This is a genomic window from Actinobaculum sp. 313 (assembly GCF_003073475.1).
GTDB lineage: Bacteria > Actinomycetota > Actinomycetes > Actinomycetales > Actinomycetaceae > Asp313.
This window is the reverse complement of sequence record NZ_CP029033.1, coordinates 1,857,462-1,880,009: the sequence shown is the minus strand read 5'-3', so window position 1 is coordinate 1,880,009 and position 22,548 is coordinate 1,857,462. Positions and strand designations below refer to the sequence as shown.

Annotated in this window: 15 protein-coding genes and 1 pseudogene; 12 read left to right on the top strand and 4 right to left on the bottom strand. The window is 61.1% G+C overall.

The features are described from left to right. Position 1: 1 nt before the first annotated feature. The 8 genes and pseudogenes from dhaL to DDD63_RS08135 all read left to right on the top strand — a co-directional run bounded on the left by dhaL (position 2) and on the right by DDD63_RS08135 (position 11,054). A complete protein-coding gene (gene dhaL, locus DDD63_RS08170; RefSeq protein WP_240611225.1) occupies positions 2-649 on the top strand; it encodes a dihydroxyacetone kinase subunit DhaL in 648 nt (215 codons plus the stop codon). Further along, a complete protein-coding gene (locus DDD63_RS08165; RefSeq protein WP_108715952.1) occupies positions 646-1,443 on the top strand; it encodes an HPr family phosphocarrier protein in 798 nt (265 codons plus the stop codon). Before dhaL ends, DDD63_RS08165 begins: the two co-directional genes overlap by 4 nt. 69 nt (positions 1,444-1,512) lie before the next feature. After that, entirely contained in the window at positions 1,513-5,079 is a 3,567-nt protein-coding gene (gene smc / locus DDD63_RS08160; protein WP_108716703.1) for a chromosome segregation protein SMC, read from the top strand. A 226-nt stretch (positions 5,080-5,305) separates the two neighbouring features. Then, positions 5,306-5,911, top strand: coding sequence for a hypothetical protein (locus tag DDD63_RS08155; RefSeq protein WP_125482478.1), 606 nt, complete (start codon positions 5,306-5,308; stop codon positions 5,909-5,911). 216 nt (positions 5,912-6,127) lie between these two features. Next, positions 6,128-7,350: pseudogene (gene ftsY / locus DDD63_RS08150) on the top strand (signal recognition particle-docking protein FtsY). Positions 7,351-7,489: 139 nt separating this feature from the next. Next, positions 7,490-9,088 (top strand): signal recognition particle protein, encoded by a 1,599-nt coding sequence (ffh, locus tag DDD63_RS08145; protein WP_108715950.1) that lies wholly within the window; start codon positions 7,490-7,492, stop codon positions 9,086-9,088. 28 nt (positions 9,089-9,116) lie between these two features. Then, positions 9,117-10,220, top strand: a complete 1,104-nt coding sequence (locus DDD63_RS08140; RefSeq protein WP_108715949.1) for an amidohydrolase family protein — start codon at positions 9,117-9,119, stop codon at positions 10,218-10,220. A 42-nt stretch (positions 10,221-10,262) separates the two neighbouring features. After that, positions 10,263-11,054 carry a sulfite exporter TauE/SafE family protein gene (locus DDD63_RS08135; RefSeq protein WP_108715948.1) on the top strand — a complete coding sequence of 264 codons (792 nt, stop codon included), beginning with the start codon at positions 10,263-10,265 and terminating at the stop codon, positions 11,052-11,054. 718 nt (positions 11,055-11,772) lie between these two features. On the opposite strand, the gene DDD63_RS08130 is transcribed toward DDD63_RS08135, so the two are convergent. Then, positions 11,773-12,858, bottom strand: coding sequence for a crosslink repair DNA glycosylase YcaQ family protein (locus DDD63_RS08130; RefSeq protein WP_240611482.1), 1,086 nt, complete (start codon positions 12,856-12,858; stop codon positions 11,773-11,775). A gap of 485 nt (positions 12,859-13,343) precedes the next feature. Here DDD63_RS08130 and DDD63_RS08125 point away from each other — a divergent pair, with 485 nt between their 5' ends. Continuing rightward, complete coding sequence (locus DDD63_RS08125) at positions 13,344-13,847, top strand: RpiB/LacA/LacB family sugar-phosphate isomerase (protein WP_240611224.1); 504 nt, start codon at positions 13,344-13,346, stop codon at positions 13,845-13,847. Between the two features lie 147 nt (positions 13,848-13,994). Here the strand turns inward: DDD63_RS08125 and DDD63_RS08120 are convergent, their stop codons facing one another. Further along, the gene (locus DDD63_RS08120) at positions 13,995-14,810 is read right to left on the bottom strand and encodes an aldo/keto reductase (RefSeq protein WP_108715946.1); all 816 of its coding nucleotides are present in this window, start codon (positions 14,808-14,810) and stop codon (positions 13,995-13,997) included. A 500-nt stretch (positions 14,811-15,310) separates the two neighbouring features. Here DDD63_RS08120 and coaE point away from each other — a divergent pair, with 500 nt between their 5' ends. Further along, positions 15,311-16,255 carry a dephospho-CoA kinase gene (coaE, locus tag DDD63_RS08115; protein ID WP_164505499.1) on the top strand — a complete coding sequence of 315 codons (945 nt, stop codon included), beginning with the start codon at positions 15,311-15,313 and terminating at the stop codon, positions 16,253-16,255. A gap of 181 nt (positions 16,256-16,436) precedes the next feature. Here the strand turns inward: coaE and ftsH are convergent, their stop codons facing one another. After that, entirely contained in the window at positions 16,437-18,494 is a 2,058-nt protein-coding gene (ftsH, locus tag DDD63_RS08110) for an ATP-dependent zinc metalloprotease FtsH (protein ID WP_108715944.1), read from the bottom strand. A 127-nt stretch (positions 18,495-18,621) separates the two neighbouring features. On the opposite strand from ftsH, the gene uvrB reads away from it, so the two are divergent. Together uvrB and DDD63_RS08100 are read left to right on the top strand one after the other, a co-directional pair. Beyond that, positions 18,622-20,700: an excinuclease ABC subunit UvrB gene (gene uvrB / locus DDD63_RS08105; RefSeq protein WP_108715943.1), complete on the top strand. Its 2,079-nt coding sequence runs from the start codon at positions 18,622-18,624 to the stop codon at positions 20,698-20,700. 260 nt (positions 20,701-20,960) lie between these two features. Beyond that, positions 20,961-22,016: a TerC/Alx family metal homeostasis membrane protein gene (locus DDD63_RS08100; RefSeq protein ID WP_346426204.1), complete on the top strand. Its 1,056-nt coding sequence runs from the start codon at positions 20,961-20,963 to the stop codon at positions 22,014-22,016. A 200-nt stretch (positions 22,017-22,216) separates the two neighbouring features. Here DDD63_RS08100 and DDD63_RS08095 read toward each other — a convergent pair whose 3' ends face one another. Beyond that, complete coding sequence (locus tag DDD63_RS08095; RefSeq protein ID WP_108715942.1) at positions 22,217-22,498, bottom strand: YciI family protein; 282 nt, start codon at positions 22,496-22,498, stop codon at positions 22,217-22,219. Positions 22,499-22,548 lie beyond the last annotated feature (50 nt).

The following is a 22,548-nucleotide window of genomic DNA, read 5'->3' as shown; positions in this document are numbered from 1 at the left end:
GGTGGCTGCTACGCTCGGAGGCCTGTGGGTTGCGGACTGGACACGCCGCGCAGCGGCCTCCATACACCGGCACCGGGAGGAACTCATCGAGTTGGACCGTGCCATCGGCGACGGCGACCACGGTGAGAACCTTGACCGAGGCTACACTGCGGCGTTGAAGGCCTTGGACAACGAGGCGGATCCGGCTCCCGCACCGCTGCTGCGTTCCATCGCGATGGCGCTGATGTCAACCGTCGGTGGCGCATCGGGGCCCTTGCTCGGTACCGCCTACCTGCGTATGGCGGGTGCGGCGCGGGAGGATATCGGCCCGAATGAGCTAGTGGCAATGCTGCAAGCGGCATGTACCGGTATTCAGGAGCGCGGCAAGGCGGCCGAGGAGGAGAAAACCATGGTCGATGCGTGGGCTCCTGCGGTCCGTGCGGCGGCTCACGCCGCCGAAGTAGGCGGCGGGTGCCATGCGGTGCTTGAAGCGGCTGCGCGGGCGGCTGCTGTTGGCGCGCAGTCCACCTTTGACATGGTCGCAACCAAGGGGCGTGCCTCATACCTGGGGGTGCGTTCTGCCGGGCATCTGGACCCCGGGGCGGTGTCAACGTCCTATATTCTGGCCGCAGCGCAGGAGGCGGCAAAGGAGGAAACAACAGGCTCATGAGCGTCGGTTTTGTGCTGGTCTCGCACTCGGCGAAGGCGGCGCAGGCGGTAGCGGAATTGGCGGCGCAAATGGCGCCGACGCTTGTGCTAGTACCGACCGGCGGCGATGCGGACGGTGGGTATGGCTCGGATTTCACCGCTGTGTTGGCCGCCTGTGAAGAAGTGGAACAGCGCTGTGAACATGTGGTCCTTATGGCCGATCTCGGCTCGGCACGTATGAGTGCGGAAATGGCCGTTGAGGCCGGTGGGACGGTTGCGGATGGAAGGCCGCGCAGGATTCTTGGAGCCGGTCCTTTCCTGGAGGGAACCGTGGCCGGTAGCGCTGCCGCGCAAGCCGGAGCGGGTGTTGATGAAGTTCTTAATGCGGTTGCATCGCCACTAGCCCAATGGATTTCCGAGGATGGGCCCGGAGTGACGGGCAACGCGAGCTTCACCGGTGCCTCGACGGACGGGCACCAGATGCGCTCGGTGCAGGTAGGCACCGAGTCGGCGACCGGCGGCACGAGCGACGCTGGTGCAGTCCCGGCGTCCGGGCGGCAGTACTCCCGGCAGGTGGTAATTGCCGATAGTGCTGGCCTGCATGCGCGTCCGGCGGCTCTCCTGGCACAACTGGTAGCCAAACAGCCAGTGCGGATCCTTGTCAATGGCGCGGAGGCCGACTCGATGATGACGCTGATGCTGTTGGGTGTCAGCTTCGGCGATACGGTTACCGTTTCCAGCCCCGACGCCGATGCGCGGCAGGCAGTGGATACCGTGGCCGATGCCATCGCAGCCGGCCTGGAGGAACCGGCGTAAGCGCAGGATTTCTCCCACGCCCAGGCCGGATGACCGCTAGGGGCTTAAACGTGCCCTATTGTGGGATACGTGCATTTGAAGACCTTGACGTTGCGCGGATTCAAATCCTTCGCATCCGCCACCACCATGCGCTTCGAACCGGGGATTAACTGCGTCGTCGGCCCGAACGGTTCGGGGAAGTCGAATGTGGTGGATGCGCTCGCCTGGGTGATGGGGGAACAGGGAGTAAAGACGCTGCGCGGTAGCGCCATGGCCGATGTCATCTTCGCCGGCACGTCGAAGCGTCCCGCGCTGGGACGTGCTGAAGTTGCGTTAACCATCGATAACGCCGACAGTGCCCTGCCCATTGACTACACCGAAGTGACGATATCGCGGACGCTATTCCGTTCGGGCGGGTCCGAGTACGCGATCAATGGAACCTCCTGCCGCCTACTCGATATTCAGGAGCTTCTTTCCGATACGGGTATGGGCCGTGAGATGCACGTTGTGATCGGCCAGGGGCGGCTCGACGCGGTTTTGACGGCGAACCCGGAGGACCGACGCGGTTTCATTGAGGAGGCTGCCGGCGTTTTGAAGCATCGGCGGCGCAAGGAAAAGGCGCTGCGCAAACTGGAATCAATGCAAGGTTCCTTTACCCGCATCGAGGACCTCACCACCGAGCTGCGGCGTCAACTCGGACCGCTTGCCAAGCAGGCGGAGGCGGCGCGGCGCGCACAGATCATCCAGGCTGATGCGCGCGATGCACGCTCCCGACTACTGGCCGACGATCTGGCACAGCAACAGGCGCGCGTCCAAGCGGAGCATGTGGATGCTGAGAAACTCGCTCAACAGCAGGCGGAGAACGCACGGCAGGTGGAAGCGGCGCGTGAACGCGTGGCGGCGTTGGAGGAGGCGGCGGCGCAGGCGAGTCCGGAACTGGCGCGACTCACCGAACAATGGGAGCGCCTGACATCCCTGGAGGAGCGGTTTCGCTCGCTCGGTCAGGTGGCTGCGGAACGTGTGCGTTCGCTACAGGCGGCCACTACCGGGCGTAGCCACGGCGAAACACCCGAAGAGATCCGGCAGCGGGCGGCCGAGGCACAACAACAAGAAGATTCCTTGGCCGAGGAAGTCACCGCCTCCCAGGACCGTTTGACGCAGGCCATCGCGGAGCGCGAGAAACTTGAGGCGCACGAACGCACGGTCGAACGCGAGTTGGCGGAACTGAACCGTGCGGCTGCCGACCGTCGCGAAGACGCTGCCCGCCTGCTGGGGCAGATTCAAACGGTTACAACCAGAATAGAGTCGCTGGGCGAGGAAGCGGAGCGAGTGGCGACGTCGTTAGAGGCAGCTCGCGCACGTGCTAACAATGCGGCTACGGAGTGCGCTCGCCTCGAAGAGGATATTGTGGCCGCATCGGATACCGACGATGTTCTAGCGATCACTCATGAGGAGACTTCGCGTGAGTTGGCGGCCGCGCAGCGTGCTGTGGCTCAGGCGCGTGACGCACAGCAGGAAGCGCGAGAACAGGCAGCCGCGTGGAACGCCAAAGCGGATGCGCTGGGGTTGTCGCTGGTTCCGGAGGACGCCACGGCATGGGCGCTGGAATCCGGCCCGCGCATCACCGGCGTTTTGCGGGAGCAACTCAGGGTTGACCAGGGGTGGGAAACGGCTCTGGAGGCGGCACTGGCTGGTGCGGCGACGGCGGTTGTCGGTAAGGATTTGGACGCGGCGGTGGACACGCTGCGCGCCGCGCGGGAAGCCGCGGCCGGTCACTTGGAAATTGTCATTACTTCGGCCGGTGGGGCCGATGAGCGGGAGGAGGAGAACACGCGCGCACTGGCGGAGGCCTGGCAACACGTTCAGCCAGATGTTGACGCGGCCGTTGTCGCGCTTTCTGTTCTTGAGGCCCAGCCCGGTATACAAAGTGCCGTGAATCATTTGCTTGCCGGAGCTGCCCTCGCTGCCGACCTCGTGACCGCGCGCAAACTCATCGACGCGGGCGCGCCACTGGTGGCGACGCGGCAGGGCGATGTGCTCACCGCCTACCGGGCATGGGGAGGGGAGAACTCCCAGGCATCCTTACTCGCCCGGCAGAGCGCATACGAAGAGGCGCTTGGGCAGGCGCAGGAGGCGGCGCAAACGGCGCAGTCACTGGCACGGAGTCTGGCGGAGGCCGAGTCGCGGTTAGCGGAGGCTGAGGCGGAGAATGAGCGAACGGGGGCTGAGTTGGCGGCGCGCGATTCAAAACTCGCAGCTACCACGGCGCAGCTGGGCGCGTTACGGCAAACGCTGGCCAATGCCTCCGAGGAGGTCACCCGATCTGAAGAGCGTCAGGAGCGGCTTCTCAGCGAACTCGAAGAGCGCCGTGCGGCCTTGCTCGGCCTTCAAGCACGGCAAGAGGTAGCCAGTACCGGGCCGGAGGCATTCGAGGAGCGCGTGCAGGAAGCGGGCAAGCAACGGGACGAGGCGCATCAGAAGACCCGCACCGCACGGCAGGCGGAGACGGAAGCACGTCTGCATTTGCGTACGCGGGAAGAACGCCTTCGCGCCATTGCCGGACGCGGAGAGTCTCTGCGCCGCCAGGCGGCTGCGGTCGAGGAGCGAATCCGCCGGGAGGAGCAGGCGGCACAACGGCGGGCGGTGGCGGCGCAGTCGGCATCCGAGGTTGGCGTATGGGCGCAACGTGCGCTTTCCGCGGCCGGAGCGCTGCGCACACAGGTGGGAGAGAAGCGTGCTGCAGCGGATTCGTCGCGTTCGGCACGGGAAACGGAGATTTCCGCCGCTCGGCGGCACCTTGACGAACTGCAGTCCGCGCAGCGTGAACTAGCGGATCTCGGCCATCGCCGCGAACTGGCTCGCGCAGAGCTGCGCCTACGGTTTGAGCAACTTTCGGCGCAGGCCCTGGAAGAACTGGGAATGGAGGCGGAGGGTCTTATCGAGGAGTACGGACCTCTTGCCATGATCCCCACCGAAGATGGCGAAGTGCCCTATGTGCGCGCGGAACAGGAGAGAAGGTTGGCGCGAGCGGAGCGCGATCTGGCACGGCTTGGGAAGATCAATCCGCTGGCGCTGGAGGAACATGCCGCGTTGGAGGAGCGGCAACGTTACCTGGCCGGTCAACTCATGGATCTGCGCAAGTCTCGCGATGACTTGCTGCAGATCGTTCGCGATCTCGATGAGCATATCGAAGATGTGCTGCGATCAGCATTGGCCGATGTCGCCGACCGTTTCACGGAGGTCTTCGCGCGACTTTTTCCTGGCGGCGAGGGGCGTCTCGTTCTCACGGACCCCGACTCGCCGCTGACAACCGGTATCGAAATTGAGGCCCGACCGGCAGGAAAGCGGGTGAAGCGACTGTCGTTGCTATCCGGTGGCGAGCGGTCATTGACGGCCATTGCATTCCTGGTGGCAATTTTCATGGCGCGTCCCTCCCCGTTCTATGTCATGGATGAGGTGGAGGCAGCGCTCGACGACGTGAACCTGTCGCGCCTGATCGAGATCTTCAAGGAGCTGCAGCACTCGTCCCAACTGCTGATCATCACTCACCAGAAACGGACCATGGAAATCGCCGATACACTCTACGGTGTCGCGATGCGTGAGGAAGGTCTCACCAGTGTGGTGTCGCAGCGAATGCGCGATATGGCACCACAATGAGCGGCCGAGGCGATAAACATCGTATAACGGCGGTACTGGCGGAATCTTGCCACTATGGGCAACCCTGCCCGTCTGAGCCGCATTATTGTGTAATCGGAACGAAACCAAGCTTTATCAAATTGTTGCGAAATGCTTGACATGCACAACGTGAGGGTGTAATGGAGTTCACGGCGTGTCGAGCCGCGCCTCACTGAATTCATACAGATTCTCGGCGATAATTGACTACGTGTTTGCTGCAATTCTCATCGTGCTCGCTGTTTTGGCTGCGGTCTGGACAATCTACTACCTCGTGTTCGCTTCGAGTGGGCGCGACGTCAACTCGGTAGTCTCCGACACGGTGAGCGCATTGCGTTCGGACGGTGCGTCTGTCGACGATTTTGAGGTGCGGGTCAGAGATGCTGGAGTCTCGGATGTCTTTAGCAGTTTTCCGGTGGATGACGACCCCTACATTCGTCCGGAGGATATCGAGAACGAGTGGAGCCGGATGGTCACCATGGAACGGCACGCGACGGCGTCGATGAAGGCGGTCTCCGCTCCGGTCTTTGCCAAGGTGAGCGAAGCTGCGTCGGCGGTATTGCCATCCAAAAGGGGCGAGGGCGAGGAGCCGTCTGGCGATTTGGAGCCTGCGGAGGCGGCGCACGCAGTACAGGGAAACGCTGCTGGCGATGAAAACGCGGTGGCACAAACTGCTGCGGATAGCGTGGATAACGCTCCAACCGGTCCACGCCAAGCGGCTAGTGGCATCGATCCGCTGAGCGACCTCGTGCAGGACTCACATCCGCTGCAACCCACATGGCCAAAGCCGAGTATGCAGCAGCGCCGCTCAGCCTAAACGCTGCGCCATAGGGGCGGGGTAGGCGGCGTGGTCGCACCGCCGCCAAGCGAAGGTATCTGGATGGCGGCACTCTGGTTGGAGACGGATACGTTGCTCAGGGGTGAATACAGATATCAACCGCGCAGCGGGCTGTGATCCGCGACGTTGTGAGCGGACGCTCTACGCTAGCGGTACCGGTCCCGCTAGACTGGCTGCGTGGATAAGACTCAGACGATCACTATTATCATCGTTGCCATTCTCGCCGCGGTTGGTGTGATTGCAGCCGTTGTGGTGAAGGGAAGGCGGCGCGACGACTACCGCCTGCCGCCCGTGCAGGAGAAGCCCGCGCTTCCGGAGGCCGGTTCTGAAGAAGCGGTACCAGCAGGTGATCAGGCCCTTCCCGGCGAGCCGGAGGTAGTGGCCGAGCCGGAAATCACGGTTGTCCCGCTCGAGATGCCGGAGTCGCTTCCATCACGAATGCAACGCCTGCGCGCCCGGCTTGCCCGATCCGGGGACTCGGCAAGACTCTGCTATCCATTCTTTCCCGTGGTGATTTGTCGCCGGCGGACTGGGAAGAAATTGAAGATACCCTGCTGATGGCCGATGTCGGGCTGGATCCGACGGCGGAAATCATGGACGCCCTGCGCACGCAAACGAAGGTTGAAGGCACGCGGGATCCCGAGCGTGTACGGGCCATCCTCCGATCTGAACTCATTCGCCTCGTCGATGCCGATATGGATCGCAGCCTGCATGTGGAGGCGCCCGTGTCAAATGCGGATGAGACTGCGGCGGCATCTTCCCCGGACGACGCTGATGTTACCCCGGGTAGCACCGGAAGTGAGGTCTCTCATCCCGCTTCTATCTTGATGGTCGGTGTGAACGGTACCGGAAAGACGACAACGGTCGGAAAGCTGGCGCGCGTACTCGTTGCAGAAGGAAAGACGGTGCTTCTCGGTGCGGCCGACACTTTCCGTGCCGCCGCGGCGGACCAGCTCACCACCTGGGGCGAGCGTGTGGGCGTTGACGTTGTGCGCTCGGAACGCGAGGGTGCCGATCCGGCCTCGGTCGCCTTCGAAGCGATTAAACAGGGAACCGAACGCGGCGTCGACGTCGTCGTCGTTGATACCGCCGGCCGTCTGCAGAACAAGGCGGGACTGATGGACGAGCTCGGCAAAATCAAGAGGGTGATGGAGCGTCAGGCGCCGGTGAGCGAAGTACTACTCGTTCTGGATGCCACAACCGGGCAGAACGGGATGCGTCAGGCGCAGGTGTTCGCCGAGGTCACCGGCATTACAGGCATTGTTCTGACTAAGCTGGATGGCACGGCGAAGGGCGGCATCGTCATCGCAGTGCAGCGCGAACTCGGAGTGCCCGTTAAGTTCATCGGCCTGGGGGAGGGTGCAGACGACCTTGCGCCCTTCGTACCGGAGGACTTTGTCGACGCCCTTCTGGGCTGACAACTTCGAGGCGTCCCTTCGTCCCTCATGCAGCCGTGATGATTCTCGGACGGGAGGAGGCGAGGGCGTACCGGGCATTGCGATAGCCGACTGGCGTAGACTGTGCGAAGTATGACGATCACAAACCGAAGGCAGGACTGTGTTTAATACGCTCTCCGACCGTATTACCGGCTCATTTAAGAATCTGCGCTCGAAGGGGCGGCTCTCCGCAGCAGATGTGGAGGAGACCGTTTCCGAGATCCGGCGCGCACTGTTGGATGCGGATGTCGCGCTCCCTGTTGTCCGTTCCTTCACCGCGGCAGTGCGGGAGAAGGCTACCGGTGCGCTCGCATCGCAAGCGCTGAACCCGGCGCAGCAGGTGGTGCGAATCGTCAACGATGAGTTGGTGGAGATCCTCGGCGGACAGTCGCGGGAGCTCGCGCTGGCGGCGAACCCGCCCACCGTCATCATGCTCGCCGGCTTGCAGGGCGCTGGAAAGACCACGTTGGCTGGAAAGCTTGGCGTGTGGCTGCGCGAGAGGTCGCATCGAGTACTCTTAGTGGCGTCCGACTTGCAGCGTCCAAATGCCGTCACCCAGCTTCAGGTGGTCGGCGAGCAGGCCGGGGTTGATGTGTGGGCGCCTGAACCGGGCAATGGAGTCGGCGACCCGGTGCAGGTGGCTCGTAGCGGCGTGGCTCATGCGAGTGAGCAGGGTTATGACATCGTCGTGGTGGATACCGCGGGACGGCTCGGCGTCGACGAGGAGATGATGCAGCAGGCGATTGATATTCGCGCTGCCGTCAATCCGGACGAGGTGCTGTTCGTGGTTGATGCCATGATCGGCCAGGATGCCGTTGCGACGGCCAACGCCTTCCAAGAAGGAGTTGGATTCACCGGCGTCGTACTTTCCAAACTCGACGGAGACACCCGTGGTGGTGCGGCGCTATCGGTGCGCGGGGTCACCGGTGTTCCGATTCTTTTCGCGTCTACCGGCGAGAAGCTCGGCGACTTCGAACAGTTCCACGCCGACCGAATGGCCTCGCGCATCCTCGATATGGGTGACATTCTCACCCTTATCGAGCAGGCGGAGCGGACCTGGGATGAACAGCAACAAGCCGAACTGGCCAATAAGATGGCTGGCGGCGACTTCACCCTGAACGACTTCATCGATCAGCTGCACCAGATCAAGCGCATGGGTTCCATGAAGAAGATCATGGGAATGCTGCCGGGAATGGGACAGTACCGGCAGGCGCTGGAGGAATTCGATGAGAGCTCGGTTGACCGTATTGAGGCCATCGTGAACTCCATGACACCGGCGGAGCGGAACGACCCGAAGATTCTCAACGGTTCGCGTCGTCTACGGATTGCCAACGGTTCCGGTACCACGGTGCAGGAAATCAACGCGTTCATTAACCGCTTCGAGCAGGCCCGCAAGATGATGCAGCAGCTCTCCCGCGGCGGCGGGGTGCCCGGCATGCCGGGGATGTCCGGAGGTGGGGGAGGCGGCTCCCGCAAGGTGAAGCGTTCGCAGAAGAAGCGATCAGGCTCGAAGAAAGGACGTTCCGGCAATCCGGCGAAGCGTGCTCGCCAGGAGGCGGAGGCCGCAGCACGGGCCAATCTCGAAGCGCAACAGGCCGCCGGCACGCAGTCCGCGCCGGGAAGTGCCTTCGGACTGCCACAACAGCCGACCAATGCCGGGGCGGCTCACCCCAGCCTGGACGATATCGATATGACGGACCTGCAGCGCTTCCTGCGCTGAGGAGTAGCGCGGGCGGATCGGAGCGCAGATGACCGGCTATCACCTGACGGGCACCTTGCGGGGTAGCGAACGTAGCGAGGTGTGGATCAAGGACGGACTCATCAGCTACTGCGCGCCGTCCGGTCCGGTTGAGCAGATCACCGGTTGGATTTACCCCGGTCTCCTGGACGCACATACACACCCGGGCCTGAGCCGCACGCCGGAACAGGTCTGCGATGCTGAGGTGTTAAGGCGGCTGATGGTGTGCCGTGGTCTGGGTGTTACACACATCCGAGAAATGGGCGCACAACGCGACGTCGCGCCCCTATTAGGCTCCGGCCTGCCCAAGGTGCTGCGGGCCGGTCAACACCTGGCGCGCCCGATGCGCTACCTGCGCTACCTCGCCGTCGAGCTGGAACCGCGCGATCTACCCGCAGAAGCGGAACGGCAGGCGCGGCGGGGCGATGGCTGGGTGAAAATCGTCGGAGACTGGATCGACCGCTCGGAAGGAGCGGACTCCGATCTGCGCGCACTGTGGCCACGCAACGTGCTGGTGGACGCCGTCGCCGCAGTACACGATGCCGGTGCGCGCGTCGCGGTGCACACCTTCGCGGCTAGGACCGTTGATGATTTGTTGGAGGCCGGCGTCGACAGCATTGAGCACGGCTCTGGCATGGTACGCGATCATTTCATCGAGGCACGGGATCAGGGCATTCTGGTTGACCCGACCCTGCGACAGGTGGCCACGTTCCCCGATATTGCGGCGCGGGCCACCAAGTACCCGGTGTATAAGGAACATATGCTCGCCATGGATGCACGGCGCCGCGACCATGTGGCCCTGATGCTGGAAGTCGGCGGGCATTTCATTATGGGATCCGACACCGATGGCGATGTGGCCGAACTAGGAGGTCTGCCGCGGGAGTTGATATGCGCGGTGGCAGACGGGATGCCAGCCGATGTGGTGATGGCGGCAGCGTCCTACGATGGTCGTCGCCGACTTGGCCTGCCCACCTGGGAAGAAGGAGCTCCGGCGGATTTTGTGGTGTACGACGCCGACCCCGAGGAAGATATCGCGGTGACCCAGCAGCCGTCGGTGGTGTTTATCGATGGCCTGCCATTTCGCGACACGGAGGCGGCCGTTCCCCGGCGCTGAACAGGCCGCTTCTACGGCGGAGCAACGCCCTATACTGGCTGCGTGAAAGCAATTGATGGACGGTACCCCATTCCTCGACTCATCATCACCGGATTAGCCGCCGGGCTTCTGTCCGGACTGTTCGGGATTGGTGGTGGAACGGTTATCGTTCCGCTTCTCACGCTGTGGATCGGCATGGACCACAAGGTTGCCGCGGGTACGTCGATCACGGCCATGTTGCCGACGGCGTTGGTGGGCGTTACGAGCTACGCGTTGCGTGGAAACATCAACTGGCTGGTTGCGTTGGCCCTTGCCTTAGGCATAACGGTCGGCGCGCAGCTCGGTAGCAGGCTGCTTGACCGCCTCCCCTTGAACGTTGTCAAGGGAGCATTTGTTGCTTTCCTCCTCGCGGTTGTCGTCACTCTTTGGTTCGTCATTCCGGTGCGGGATTCGCCTTTTCACATGACGTGGCTGTCCTTTCTACTGCTTATCCTCACTGGATTACTCACCGGTGTTATTGCGGGGCCGATCGGTGTGGGTGGTGGTGCCATCGTGGTGCCCGCGATGATGTTCTTCTTCGGCATCGGGGATCTTGTTGCGCGAGGCTCTTCTCTTCTTATGATGATTCCGGGCTCTATTTCCGGCACTGTTGCGAATACGAAACGAGGCAACGTCAATGTGCGGGCCGGTTTGATCGTTGGTCTGGCAGCCTCGGTGTGTGTGCCATTCAGCTCCTATCTGGCGGGGGTGTTCACGCCTTTCCAAGGAAATGTGCTGTTCTCGGCGTATCTGCTTTTCGTGGCCGGGCAAATGATTTGGCGAGCCTACAGGGAATCTAAGGGTAAGGGCCGTTAGGGGCCTGTACCGGAACCGTGAAGAAAGAGTGGTGTACGGGCGCTATCTGGGTCGCTATACCGGGCACACGCCGACACCTGGTCATGCGTTGGGGTTCGAAATTGTGTGCGCTCTTTTCTTGGAATGCATGGTGATGTCAATCTGGCGGGTGGCTGTACAGAGGTAGTGAGCTCGAGTGGCCGAAGTGCGTTTGGAATGGTCGGCCATTGCGTGCGGACTGAGGAACCACTGGCTCCTAGCACCAATAGGACGGGTAGGAACCAGTCGGCATGCCATCGCGCGCAACTGCAGACCTAGGCTCTGAAAGTGCTTTCTGGCCCGGCGGCAAGCTCTTTACGTTCGAATAGCGATGCTCCTGTGGGTCAAGTGGTGAAGGGTGGGTGTTGAGGTAGCGCGCGGCTTAGGCGGGGCAGGCCTGCCCCTGATGCGCGGATACGGGCATAACAGGGGTGAATCACCGCTCTATCGATGGCGATGGTCGCAAAGAGTGGAACGTCGTACGCGCTGCCCCTTGTCAGCAAAAGACTAGATGTGGTGACCGATATCGGTATTTGGATTGTTAGCGACTTGGATGAGGTTGAATTCCGCTCTGGATATGGTGACTCGTTCGATATGACTCATCATGACACCCTGGCAACTGGCCTACACGTTTCGTCGGCATACGACAGTACTGTGCAGCCTGGCTTGTCGCACTCGTGTCAGTCGATTCGTGGCCGGTTTATGAAGCTTTAACCTGGATGCCAGCGGGGGCGAGCTCCTCTTGTACTGCTCCAGCATGCTTTGCGTCGACTAGGAATGAGGCAGGTGTTCCTTTTTCCTTGTATCCGACGATCTGGTGTCCCAGGAGGATACTCGAAGCTAACCAGCCGCCCGGACGAACGACTCCCTTCGCGATGGACGGCGAGCTGAAGAGACTGGATCGTGAAGCGGTGGTGACAATGTATGGATCAAACTCCGGTAGCACTACCGGTGACAAGTTACCAGAAGAGGCCACCTCGTGCCCTGATGCGGTAGAAGCAGAGTGCGGCACAGTTTGAACATCATCGGGTCGCAACGGTGTCGGGGCCGTATTGGGAACGTCGGCAGCGAGTCTCAGCGGCCTTAGATCGGCGGCCCTTATCCCTAGCCAACGCTGAAAGTCACGCGGTAACGCCGGCCCATAACCAGTGAGAAAGCGTTCCCATAGCAATGAACCATGAGCTTCGACAACGTCTGGTACCCGAGTATCTGGTAAAGGAGAATCTATGCGGAAGAGCGTTCCACGAGAGTTGTCGCTAACGACTTCTAATACGTAGCGGCAGGCGATGAGTTTCATGACTCCGCCCCAAGGCGTATGCGCGGTGCTCGCGGTTTCACTTCCAAAGCGCGTAGCGGTCACTTCGTACAGCTGATCGCGCGAATGAGGTGAACCGTCGTGCAGTTCCTCAACGAGGAAGTCGATGAGCTTCTCCAGTTGTCTTCCGGTAAGTCCGTGATTTTCGAGCACTCGTCTCGTTTCAGCTTCGTTTCGTTCACGTGAGAGTAGTGCAAGAACTCTAGTGTCGGAGCGAGTTGCCAGTTGAAGCGTGCCACGAAGAGACCATGTACGTATTAAGTCTGTTGAACCATTCGTAGTGCGGAGTTTCCAGCTGGCGAGAGCCGCACGGCCTATTTGCGCTTGGAAACAGACAAGATTATCTAGGACTGTGGTCACGTCGGGTGCTGGTGACCCCAGATACTGTCTCTCGGGTCGTGAAGCGAGATCAATCTGGCTGAGTGCGTTCCTCTTCACGAGACCAGTCTCGCATAGAACGCTGCGCCACATGCGATGCAGCTTCGCAACTTCTCGCAACGCCTTCCGGTACTTCCTCAGTGCACTCGTACCAGTCATCCTTCGGTGCATCCACCCACTCCGCCAAGCCCGGTACAATTCAGTACGTCCCACCCGCATCCCATTGTCAGGCCAACCCCAACGAACCGCTGGTACCCGAGGGATCGGAGCCCGTGGAACCGGCGTCCGCGGCGGGCAAGCTGCCGGTAGTCGTGGGGTTCCCGGCGCCCGCGGGCATGTGTGCTCATCAGGCCCGCCACTGAATCGTGGGGCGGTGCCGCACCGCCCCGCCACCATCGGATTGCTTGGACAAATGACCACCGCACCGTTTGGAACGTGCGCATATGACCGGTTTTCGGCTGTGGAACAGGCAATAAACGGCATCCTGACGGGCGAGACGAGTGTCGAGTACGCTGGAGGCGTTTTCGTTGTCCAGTCGATGCGCGGCTCATGCGCATAGAATGAGGAGCGGGCCAACGATGCCCACCCGTTGTGGCGGCGGAATGATGCGCGGCTACACAAACAATGAGGCAGGAGTACGTATGAAGCTCATTTTCGGATGCGATCCGAACGCTACTGAATTTAAGAAGGCACTGATGGCCAAGGCCGAGGAGCTTGGCCATGAAGTTATCGACTACGGTGCTGATGACCCGATCTACGCCAATGTCGCCGTGCAGGTTGCGGAAGATGTCGTGGCCGGCAAGGCTGACCGCGGTGTAGTCGTTTGCGGTACCGGTATTGGTGTCTCCATCGCCGCCAACAAAGTCAAGGGCGCTTACTGCGCCTGCGTAACGGACGTCTACCAGGCACAGCGGGCGACGCTCTCCAATAATGCCAATCTCATTGCCATGGGATCTCAGGTACTCGGCATCGAGACCGCGAAGGTGCTGCTGGAGAACTACTTGGCGAACGAGTTTGACCCGCAGTCGCGCAGTGGAGTCAAGGTGCAGCGCATCTGCGATTATGAGGATGAGACGCGCTGAGACACTCAAGCTGAGCCACTCAAACTGACCGGCGCTGCCGGGCGGTAATAGAGCCGCTAGAGGCTGAGGCCGTGAGATAACCGGGTAGCCGCCCGAGAGGGGCTACCCGGTTATGTTTGTGCACATGACGCTCTTCTTTCGCCTGTGTTAGAGCATTTCCAGCGGTTCAGGGCCGGTGGGCGGTGAAAACAACACGTTGAGTTCGGCCAGCACCGAGCTATCCAGTTTGAGCGAAGCCGCCGCGGCGTTCTCCTCCATCCGCGAGCGATGGCTCGTTTTCGGAATGGCAACGATACCGCCGTCGCGAACCACCCATGCCAGCGCTAAGGTGGCAGGCGATACACCCAGGTCCGCCGCGATGCCAGCAAGATGTTTTCCATTGCGGCCGTGGAAGAGGCGCGCCTGCTCCAGCGGTGAGTAGGCCATAATGTCAATTCCGGCAGAGCGCAAGTAGGGCAGCAGATCATATTCAGGCCCGCGGCGGGTGAGATTATAGAGAATCTGATTGGCGGCGGGAACGGCGCCGATCTCCTCCAAGTCGGCCATGTCTGACATGTCGAAGTTTGATACGCCCCATCTTCCTATCAGGCCGTCGCTGACGGCCTCCTCCAGCGCGTCAACGGTCTCGGCCAGCGGGTGCCCGCCCCGCCAGTGGTACAGATACAGATCCACATGGTCGGTGCGGAGGCGACGTAGCGAAGCTTCGAGTGCGCGGCGCGTTCCACGAGCGGAGGCGTTACTCGGCAGAACCTTCGTAACAAGAAAGACCTCATCGCGACGACCGGCGATGGCCTCGCCTACGAGTTCCTCTGCTGCTCCGCTGCCGTACATCTCCGCCGTGTCAACAACGTGCAGGCCAAGATCGAGTCCGTGGCGGATCGCGGCGACCTCGCTATCATGCAGGCGTGCCTGTTCGCCCATGTACCAGGTTCCAATTCCAATGGAGACATCCGTGAGGTTCATATTCCGAGACTAGTACCTTCATCGTAGCAATGCACACCCATGAGTCACGATGGGATAGCAGTGGGTACCAGCACGCGGGCATGGTCGCCGGTGACGGGATGACCTGGGCGTACGCAGGGTAATAGTCTTGGCGTACCGGTTTCGCGGGCGTGGACTACGATGAAACGCATAGCATTCAGATGGCAACCAGTGCTATCGTCCGGCTACCGATCAGCGCACCGTGCGCAGTGGCCAACGGGTGTCGGAGACCCGCGGGGTTCGAATCCCCCATTCTCCACCGCGAACCTGGGGCCACGGCGTCGGCTAAAGGCCTTCGTGGGTTCAAATCCCGCCGTCTCCGCCCAGCGGGTGGAACTGCGGCGTAGGCAAGCGGGATCGCCGAGTGGGCGTGCAGTCTCGCCGTGTAGCCGAACGGAACCGTGACCACGCGGGCCTGTTTGCGTTGCATGCTACGTGCATGCCGAGGCGACGCCCACAGAAGCAAAAGGAGAGGATGCAGCATGTTGACCGTTGCCTTGACCGGTGGAATCGGTTCCGGGAAGTCGACGGTGGCGAGGATGCTCGCCACGCGCGGCGCGCATGTACTGGAACTAGACGCTGTTGCCCGGCAGGTGCTTGCGCCGGGTGGCTCGGCCGTAGCGGAAGTTGCTGCCGAATGGCCTGACACCGTCCGTGACGGCCGCGTTGATCGAGCAGCGTTAGCGCATGTTGTCTTCGGCGACGCCGCAGCTCGCGCTCGGCTTTCTGCCATAACGCACCCGCGGACCTGGGCGCTCGCAGATGAGCACCTAGAGCGATGGGAGCGCGCCGATCCAAGTGGAATCGTGATTATTGAGCTGGCGCTGCTCGCCGGCAGTCCGCGTGAAAATGCCTATCATGCGAATGTTGTGGTCGCGGCGGACCGTGATGTGCGACTGTCGCGTCTGGTGCAAGCACGGGGAATGTCAGCCGAGGATGCGGCTGCTCGCCTCGCCGCGCAGCCTCCGCAGGAATCTCTGGAACATCTGGCAGACATGTGGCTGGAGAATGCCGGTTCGCAGCAGGCTCTACAAGCGCAGGTTGATGACCTGTGGGCGTCATGGCTGCGGCCTTACGCGAGGAACCTGTATGCGGGTACCTCGAATGAAGGCGCGCCGCATGCTACACCTCATGACCTTGCGCGTGCACAGGCGCGGCTTGCCCATTGGGGTTTGCGTACGCGGCAATGCGAGGAAGGTCTACTGTACGGAACGACCTCACCTCTGAAACAGGGGGCCCCCGATCCTCAGGGGCGGGATGGCACTCTGCTCACCCGGCCCGGCCCCGGTGGCGATAACACATCCTGCGCTTACGACACTATCGCAGCCGTCTTTTCCCGCTCCGGATTCGTGCCGCTTGGGGGCGGAAGCTGGTGCAGTGCGGACCCGCGCTTCTACCTAGCGGTGGTGCCTGAGAAAGAACAATAGGCCGTTGTCCTCCTGCCCGGCCAATTGTTGGCGTAGCGAGCCTAAGAGCCCTGCCACCAAGCGCAGCCCGATGATGGCCGACCGTGGCCCACGGCCGACATCAGGTGTACAGGGGCCGTTCACCTGCCGACAAGCGACAGCCGCAACTCGCCAGAGTGCTTGTTCGAGCCGCATCGAGGCCTCAGTCCTGCTGTATGACAGCGGCATCCGGCGTTGCACTGGAGGGCGGAGCAAACTTGGCGGCGATCCGCGGCGCGTCGGAGTGCTTAGCGATACCGGCCACGCGGTAGGCATCATCTTCATCCAGAGTCTCCTGCTCCAGGAGAGCATTCACGAGCGCCTGATGCTGATCATGGTGTTCTGCCAGCAAGCGACGCGCCTCTGCATAGCATTCTGAAAGGAGGGCGCGCACCTCGTCGTCGACTGCGGATAGAAGCTCGTCGGACACCCCCTGTGAGCGGGGGTCACCCTCAACCGGGTACACCTGGACGGGGCCGATTTTCTCCGACATGCCCCAGCGTCCGAACATCTGCCGGGCAATGCCGGTGGCGGTGCGAAGATCGGATTCGGCACCGGTTGTCACTACGCCATAGACCTCCTGCTCGGCAGCCATACCGCCGAGGGCCCCGATGATCCGACCGCGTAGATAGGCCTTGTCGTAGCCATACTTGTCCGATTCCGGGGTTGAGAGAGTGACGCCGAGGGCGCGGCCACGCGGAATGATGGAGATCTTACGCACCGGGTCGGCGCCGGGTTGGATCATGCCGAGCAGGGCGTGCCCGGCCTCGTGCCAAGCGGTTCGTTCCCGCTCGGCCTGGTCCATAACGACGGCCCGTTCCACACCCAGTTGGATCGTCTCTAAAGCATTGGTGAAATCGGACATTTCGACGGTTTGCGCACCACGCCGCGCGGCTAGGAGGGAGGCCTCATTCACGAGATTTGCCAAGTCGGCGCCGGTAAGGCCCGGGGTGGACTTGGCGACCGCCGCCAGAGAAACCGTCGGATCGAGTGGGCGGCCCCGCGTATGAACTCGAAGGATCGCCTCACGGCCACTCTGGTCCGGCGGGGACACGGTGATGGTGCGGTCGAAGCGTCCGGCACGAGTAAGAGCGCTGTCGAGTACTTCGGCCAGATTGGTGGCGGCGATAACGATAATGCTCTCCGTGGCGGAGAATCCGTCCATCTCGGTCAAGATTTGATTCAAGGTCTGCTCACGGTCCTCATTGGAACCAATCGAATTAACCTGCGAACGAGACCGGCCAATGGCATCAATCTCATCGATGAAGATTATCGCCGGGCTCACCTTGCGGGCAGCCTCGAACAGGGACCGCACATCGGAGGCGCCTTTGCCGGCCAGGATTCCGCCGATTTCTGCCGCTGAAATCGAGAAGAACGGAACATCGGCCTCTCCGGCAGTGGCACGGGCAAGCAGGGTCTTTCCCGTGCCAGGTCCACCTTCCAACAAGATACCGCGGGGAATCTTCGCGCCCAGCCGCGTGTACTTTTCCGGGTCACGCAGCATGTCGACGACCTCGCGCAGTTGCTCCTCGACCTCGTCGATACCGGCGACGTCGTCGAAGGTCACGCGGTTGACGGATGGATCAACCGGCTTGTGCTGCTTTGAGCCGAACAACGAGGAGGTTCCGCGCATCTGCCGCCGCAGGAACCACCAGTAGAAGCCGAAAATCAGAGCTATCGGCAGCAGGGATACTACAAGGGTAAGAATGGGGTTCGATCTCTGGATAGGGGAGACTGCCGTAATGGTGACGTCGTTGCGACTCAGCAGGCGCGCCATCGAGTCATCCGCCCACGTGGGCCTTTCCGTGGTGAACTGGGTGTACTTCTGGCCCTCGTAGGTGGTCGTCTTCCGCAATTCGCCCTCGATGCTGTCGCCCTGGGCGGAAATCGTCTCGATGTTGTTCTTCTGGAGCTGCGAGTAGAACTCGTTGTAGGGCAGCTCCACCACCGGATTGATGGCGCGCTGGATCTGTGTGAGAAAGATGAAGCTCACGGCCCATGCAACACCGACAATGAGAAGCGTGCGCAGCCACCTCGGCAGCCTGGATTTTTGATTGTTGTCGTTGCGTCCGCGCAGCCGAGAAGCGGCGTCCGCGCGGTCAATCTCCGGCAGGCCTTCGGTGCGCCACGGATGCGCTTCCTGCGAACTAACCGGTTCACGGTTGGGACGCCGTGTATCGGACCCGTTTCGTTGCGCCGAAGCGGAATTTGACTCGGACATGACACTCCTTCTTTGCCCCTAATCCTCTTCGCCCTGAACTTCCATTGTCCACTCCGCACGGTGCATTGCGCGAAAGGCGAACGGGTGCGTTAGCTCTCCCGGTGGCGTGCGGAGTAGCCTGGAATGTATGCGTCCTGTTACCGAGCTCGTTCGGGCCGAAAGCCCGTTCCGCGTCGTCTCCCCGTACCAACCAGCGGGCGACCAGCCGCAAGCCATTTCCGAGTTGGCAGAACGGATTAACGCTGGTGAGAAGGACATCGTCCTCCTAGGCGCTACCGGCACCGGTAAATCGGCGACGACGGCGTGGCTGGTCGAGCAGGTACAGCGTCCCACCCTCATCCTGGAACCAAATAAAACCCTCGCCGCGCAGATGGCGGCCGAGTTCCGTGAACTCATGCCGGATAACGCTGTCGAGTACTTCGTCTCCTATTATGACTATTACCAACCGGAAGCGTATGTGCCACAGACGGATACGTTTATCGAGAAGGACTCCTCGATAAACGACGAGGTGGAGCGGTTGCGGCATTCGGCGACGAACTCGTTGCTCACCCGGCGCGACACCGTTGTGGTTTCCTCAGTGTCCTGCATCTACGGCCTGGGCACACCGCAAGAGTACGTGGACCGTATGGTCCAGCTGGAGGTCGGGCAGGTGCTAGACCGCGACGATCTGCTGCGCATGTTCGTCGCCATGCAGTACACGCGCAATGACATCGCCTTCGCACGTGGTACTTTCCGCGTGCGCGGAGACACGGTAGAGATCATCCCCGTTTATGAAGAACTTGCCATCAGAATTGAGTTCTTTGGTGATGAGATTGATGAACTGAGCTTGTTGCATCCGCTCAACGGCAACGTCATCCGGGAGGTGCGACAGGCGCATGTGTTTCCGGCATCGCACTACGTTGCTGGACCGGAAAGGATGGCGCGCGCCACGGCGGATATCGAAGAGGAACTTGGTGAGCGCCTGGAAACTCTGCGTAGTCAGAACCAACTCCTTGAGGCGCAGCGTTTGGAGATGCGAACCACCTATGACCTCGAAATGATGCGAAACATCGGCACGTGTTCAGGCATTGAGAACTATTCCCGGCACATTGATGGACGTGGGCCTGGCACGCCTCCTAACACGTTGCTCGACTACTTCCCCGAGGATTTCCTTCTCATCATTGACGAATCCCACGTGACCGTTCCGCAGATCGGTGCTATGTTCGAAGGTGACGCATCGCGCAAACGGACACTGGTGGAATACGGCTTCCGGCTGCCCTCCGCTCTGGACAATCGCCCGTTGAAATGGGATGAGTTTTTGGAGCGAATCGGCCAGACCGTCTATCTTTCCGCCACGCCGGGGCCGTATGAACTCGAGCGGTCCGACGGCGTCGTCGAGCAGATAATCCGCCCTACCGGACTGGTAGACCCGTTGATTGTGGTGAAACCAACCGAGGGACAGATTGACGATTTGTTGGAGCAGATTCGCCTGCGCGTAGAACGCCAAGAACGTGTACTTGTCACCACGCTGACGAAGAAAATGGCGGAGAATCTAACCGACTACCTGGCAGATCGCGGTGTCAAGGTGCAGTATCTTCACTCAGACGTAGACACGCTTGAACGCGTGAAGCTCCTGCGCGAACTCCGACTCGGTGTGTTCGACGTGCTGGTCGGCATCAACCTGCTGCGGGAGGGACTCGACCTGCCGGAGGTCTCTCTGGTGGCGATTCTCGATGCGGATAAGCAGGGCTTTTTGCGCTCAACGCGGTCGCTGATACAGACCATCGGGCGCGCTGCGCGAAACGTCTCGGGCGAGGTCCATATGTATGCCGAGGTCATCACACCGAATATGCAGGAGGCCATCGACGAGACGAACCGGCGCCGCCAGAAACAGATCGCATACAACACGGAGCATGGCATTGACCCACAGCCGCTACGCAAGAAGATTGCTGATGTAACCGACATGCTGGCGCGAGAAGATATCGATACCGCCGAGCTGCTTGAGGGTGGCTACCGCAGCGAGCCTGCTCACGCACAAGGGCGGGCATCTAAGGCGGAGGCGGATCGTGCGGAAGGAACGCGCAGCCTGGTACAGCTCATCGAGGAACTCACGGCGCAAATGCATACCGCCGCAGAGCAATTGCACTTCGAGTTGGCGGCACGATACCGGGATGAGATCAAGGACTTGAAAAGCGAACTGTGGCATGCGCAGCAGGCCCAGAAATAAACGACGCTGACCGGCACGAAGGAAGGAGGCGCGCGCACGGAACAAGAGGGCGGAGGTTCGGGCAGGGCGAACACGTTAGGAATCGCACGTTCGTTCCTAGCTGTGCGCATGCCGCCAATGGCTAAGACGCGCGTATTATGACTCCCGGAGGGAGTACTCCCACACAACATCGGTTCGTCATCACGGCATTACGTCCGGGCCGAGGCCAGCAATGGCGGGAGGAGACCTCAGGCACCAACTACCGGAGGAACGATTAACATATGCTCTCCCCGCTTTCACATGCGGTGCTGGCGGAGCCTGCCGCCGCAACTGCCGCCGACATGGCGGTACACCCAATAGAGTGGCTGCTACTAGGTCTGCTCGTCGTGGGACTCATCACAATGGATTTGGTCGGCCACGTCCGTAAGCCGCATGAGCCTACGCTGGGTGAGGCCACCCGCTGGCTGCTGTTCTATGTCGCGCTCGCCGTGGCCTTTGGCGTGTATATGATCTTCCGGCACTCCCCGGAGTTCTCGGTGGAGTTCTTCTCCACTTACTTCACCGAATACTCGTTGTCTATAGACAACATCTTCATTTTCATCATCATCATGGCGTCGTTCCGGGTGCCGCGTGCCCACCAGCAAAAGGTCTTGCTATACGGCATCATCATCGCGCTGGTCCTGCGTCTGATCTTCATCTTGCTTGGCGCAGCGCTGCTAGAACGCTTCTCGTGGCTATTCTTTCTTTTTGCGGCCTTTTTGCTCTACACAGCATACTCTCAGGTCAAAGAGGGTGTCTCCGGCGGTGACGAAGGGGATCCGGAAGAGTACGAACCCAATGGGATTGTGCGCGTGGCACAGCGAGTTTTCCGTGTCACGGACGGGTTTGTGGGCGATAGACTAGTGGTCCGTCGTGCGAATAGGACCTACATTACGCCGTTCCTGCTGTGCATACTCTCCATCGGCTCAGCCGATTTGATGTTCGCCCTTGACTCCATTCCGGCGTCATTTGGTCTAACGAAACAACCGCTGATTATCTTCGCGGCCAATGCCTTCGCACTTATGGGCCTGCGGCAGTTGTTCTTCCTGGTGGATGGACTGCTGGAACGCCTCATTTACCTGCACTACGGACTGGCGGCCATTCTCGGTTTCATCGGATTAAAACTGCTCGTCGAGGCGTGCCACGGTCAGGGGTGGTTGGAGGCAATTCCGGCGATTCCGCCGCTGGCATCGCTGGGCGTCATCATTGTGTGCGTGCTGATCACAGTAGTTGCATCGCTGATCGTCTCGCGACGTCATGACAAAATGGGGCACAACGAGGCAGGAAAGGTAGTCTGAGGTCTTCGGTCCTCAAGCGCGTAAGCATGCGTAACGGCCTTCCAGCCTTTCGCGCAGTGTCCCGTTAGCGGCGCCGTTGACACCGAACCAGGCCCCGTCAGGTCAGTCGCGGTGTTGACATGCCACCAAGAGCGTTGCGCATGCCAATAACGTGCGAGTCGCCACCGAGGCAGCCTCGGCAGAGTACTACCGCCGAGTGATCAGTTATTCCACGGTCCTATGACCGGATTCCAGACGCGCGCGGTACGCGACTCGATAACGCCTGCTTCCAACAACGGGTCGCCGGTAAGGAGTGCAAGGCCTTCTTCAGGAGAGTCCGCCACCACAATAAGCAGAGCGTGACTCGAACCAAGCGGCCCGGATGCAAGCAACTTCCCCTCATCGAAAAGCGAGCGGAGATGCTCGCGGTGCTTGGGGCGGACCTGTGCCAGGAGATCGAGTTTGTTCGCGTCGTAAATGTACTCAACAGCTACGGTGGTCATGTACCAAGCGTAGCGGGTTACACGCTGATAGCCCAGGGAAATGCGGAAGC

Bases quoted from the DNA above. Each gene is read 5' to 3' on its own strand.
- ftsH (WP_108715944.1), bottom strand. From the start codon at position 18,494: ATGTCCGAGTCAAATTCCGCTTCGGCGCAACGAAACGGGTCCGATACA.
- DDD63_RS08130 (WP_240611482.1), bottom strand. From the start codon at position 12,858: ATGTGGCGCAGCGTTCTATGCGAGACTGGTCTCGTGAAGAGGAACGCA.
- DDD63_RS08165 (WP_108715952.1), top strand. From the start codon at position 646: ATGAGCGTCGGTTTTGTGCTGGTCTCGCACTCGGCGAAGGCGGCGCAG.
- DDD63_RS08140 (WP_108715949.1), top strand. From the start codon at position 9,117: ATGACCGGCTATCACCTGACGGGCACCTTGCGGGGTAGCGAACGTAGC.
- uvrB (WP_108715943.1), top strand. From the start codon at position 18,622: ATGCGTCCTGTTACCGAGCTCGTTCGGGCCGAAAGCCCGTTCCGCGTC.
- DDD63_RS08095 (WP_108715942.1), bottom strand. From the start codon at position 22,498: ATGACCACCGTAGCTGTTGAGTACATTTACGACGCGAACAAACTCGAT.
- coaE (WP_164505499.1), top strand. From the start codon at position 15,311: ATGTTGACCGTTGCCTTGACCGGTGGAATCGGTTCCGGGAAGTCGACG.
- DDD63_RS08100 (WP_346426204.1), top strand. From the start codon at position 20,961: ATGCTCTCCCCGCTTTCACATGCGGTGCTGGCGGAGCCTGCCGCCGCA.
- DDD63_RS08120 (WP_108715946.1), bottom strand. From the start codon at position 14,810: ATGAACCTCACGGATGTCTCCATTGGAATTGGAACCTGGTACATGGGC.
- DDD63_RS08125 (WP_240611224.1), top strand. From the start codon at position 13,344: ATGCCCACCCGTTGTGGCGGCGGAATGATGCGCGGCTACACAAACAAT.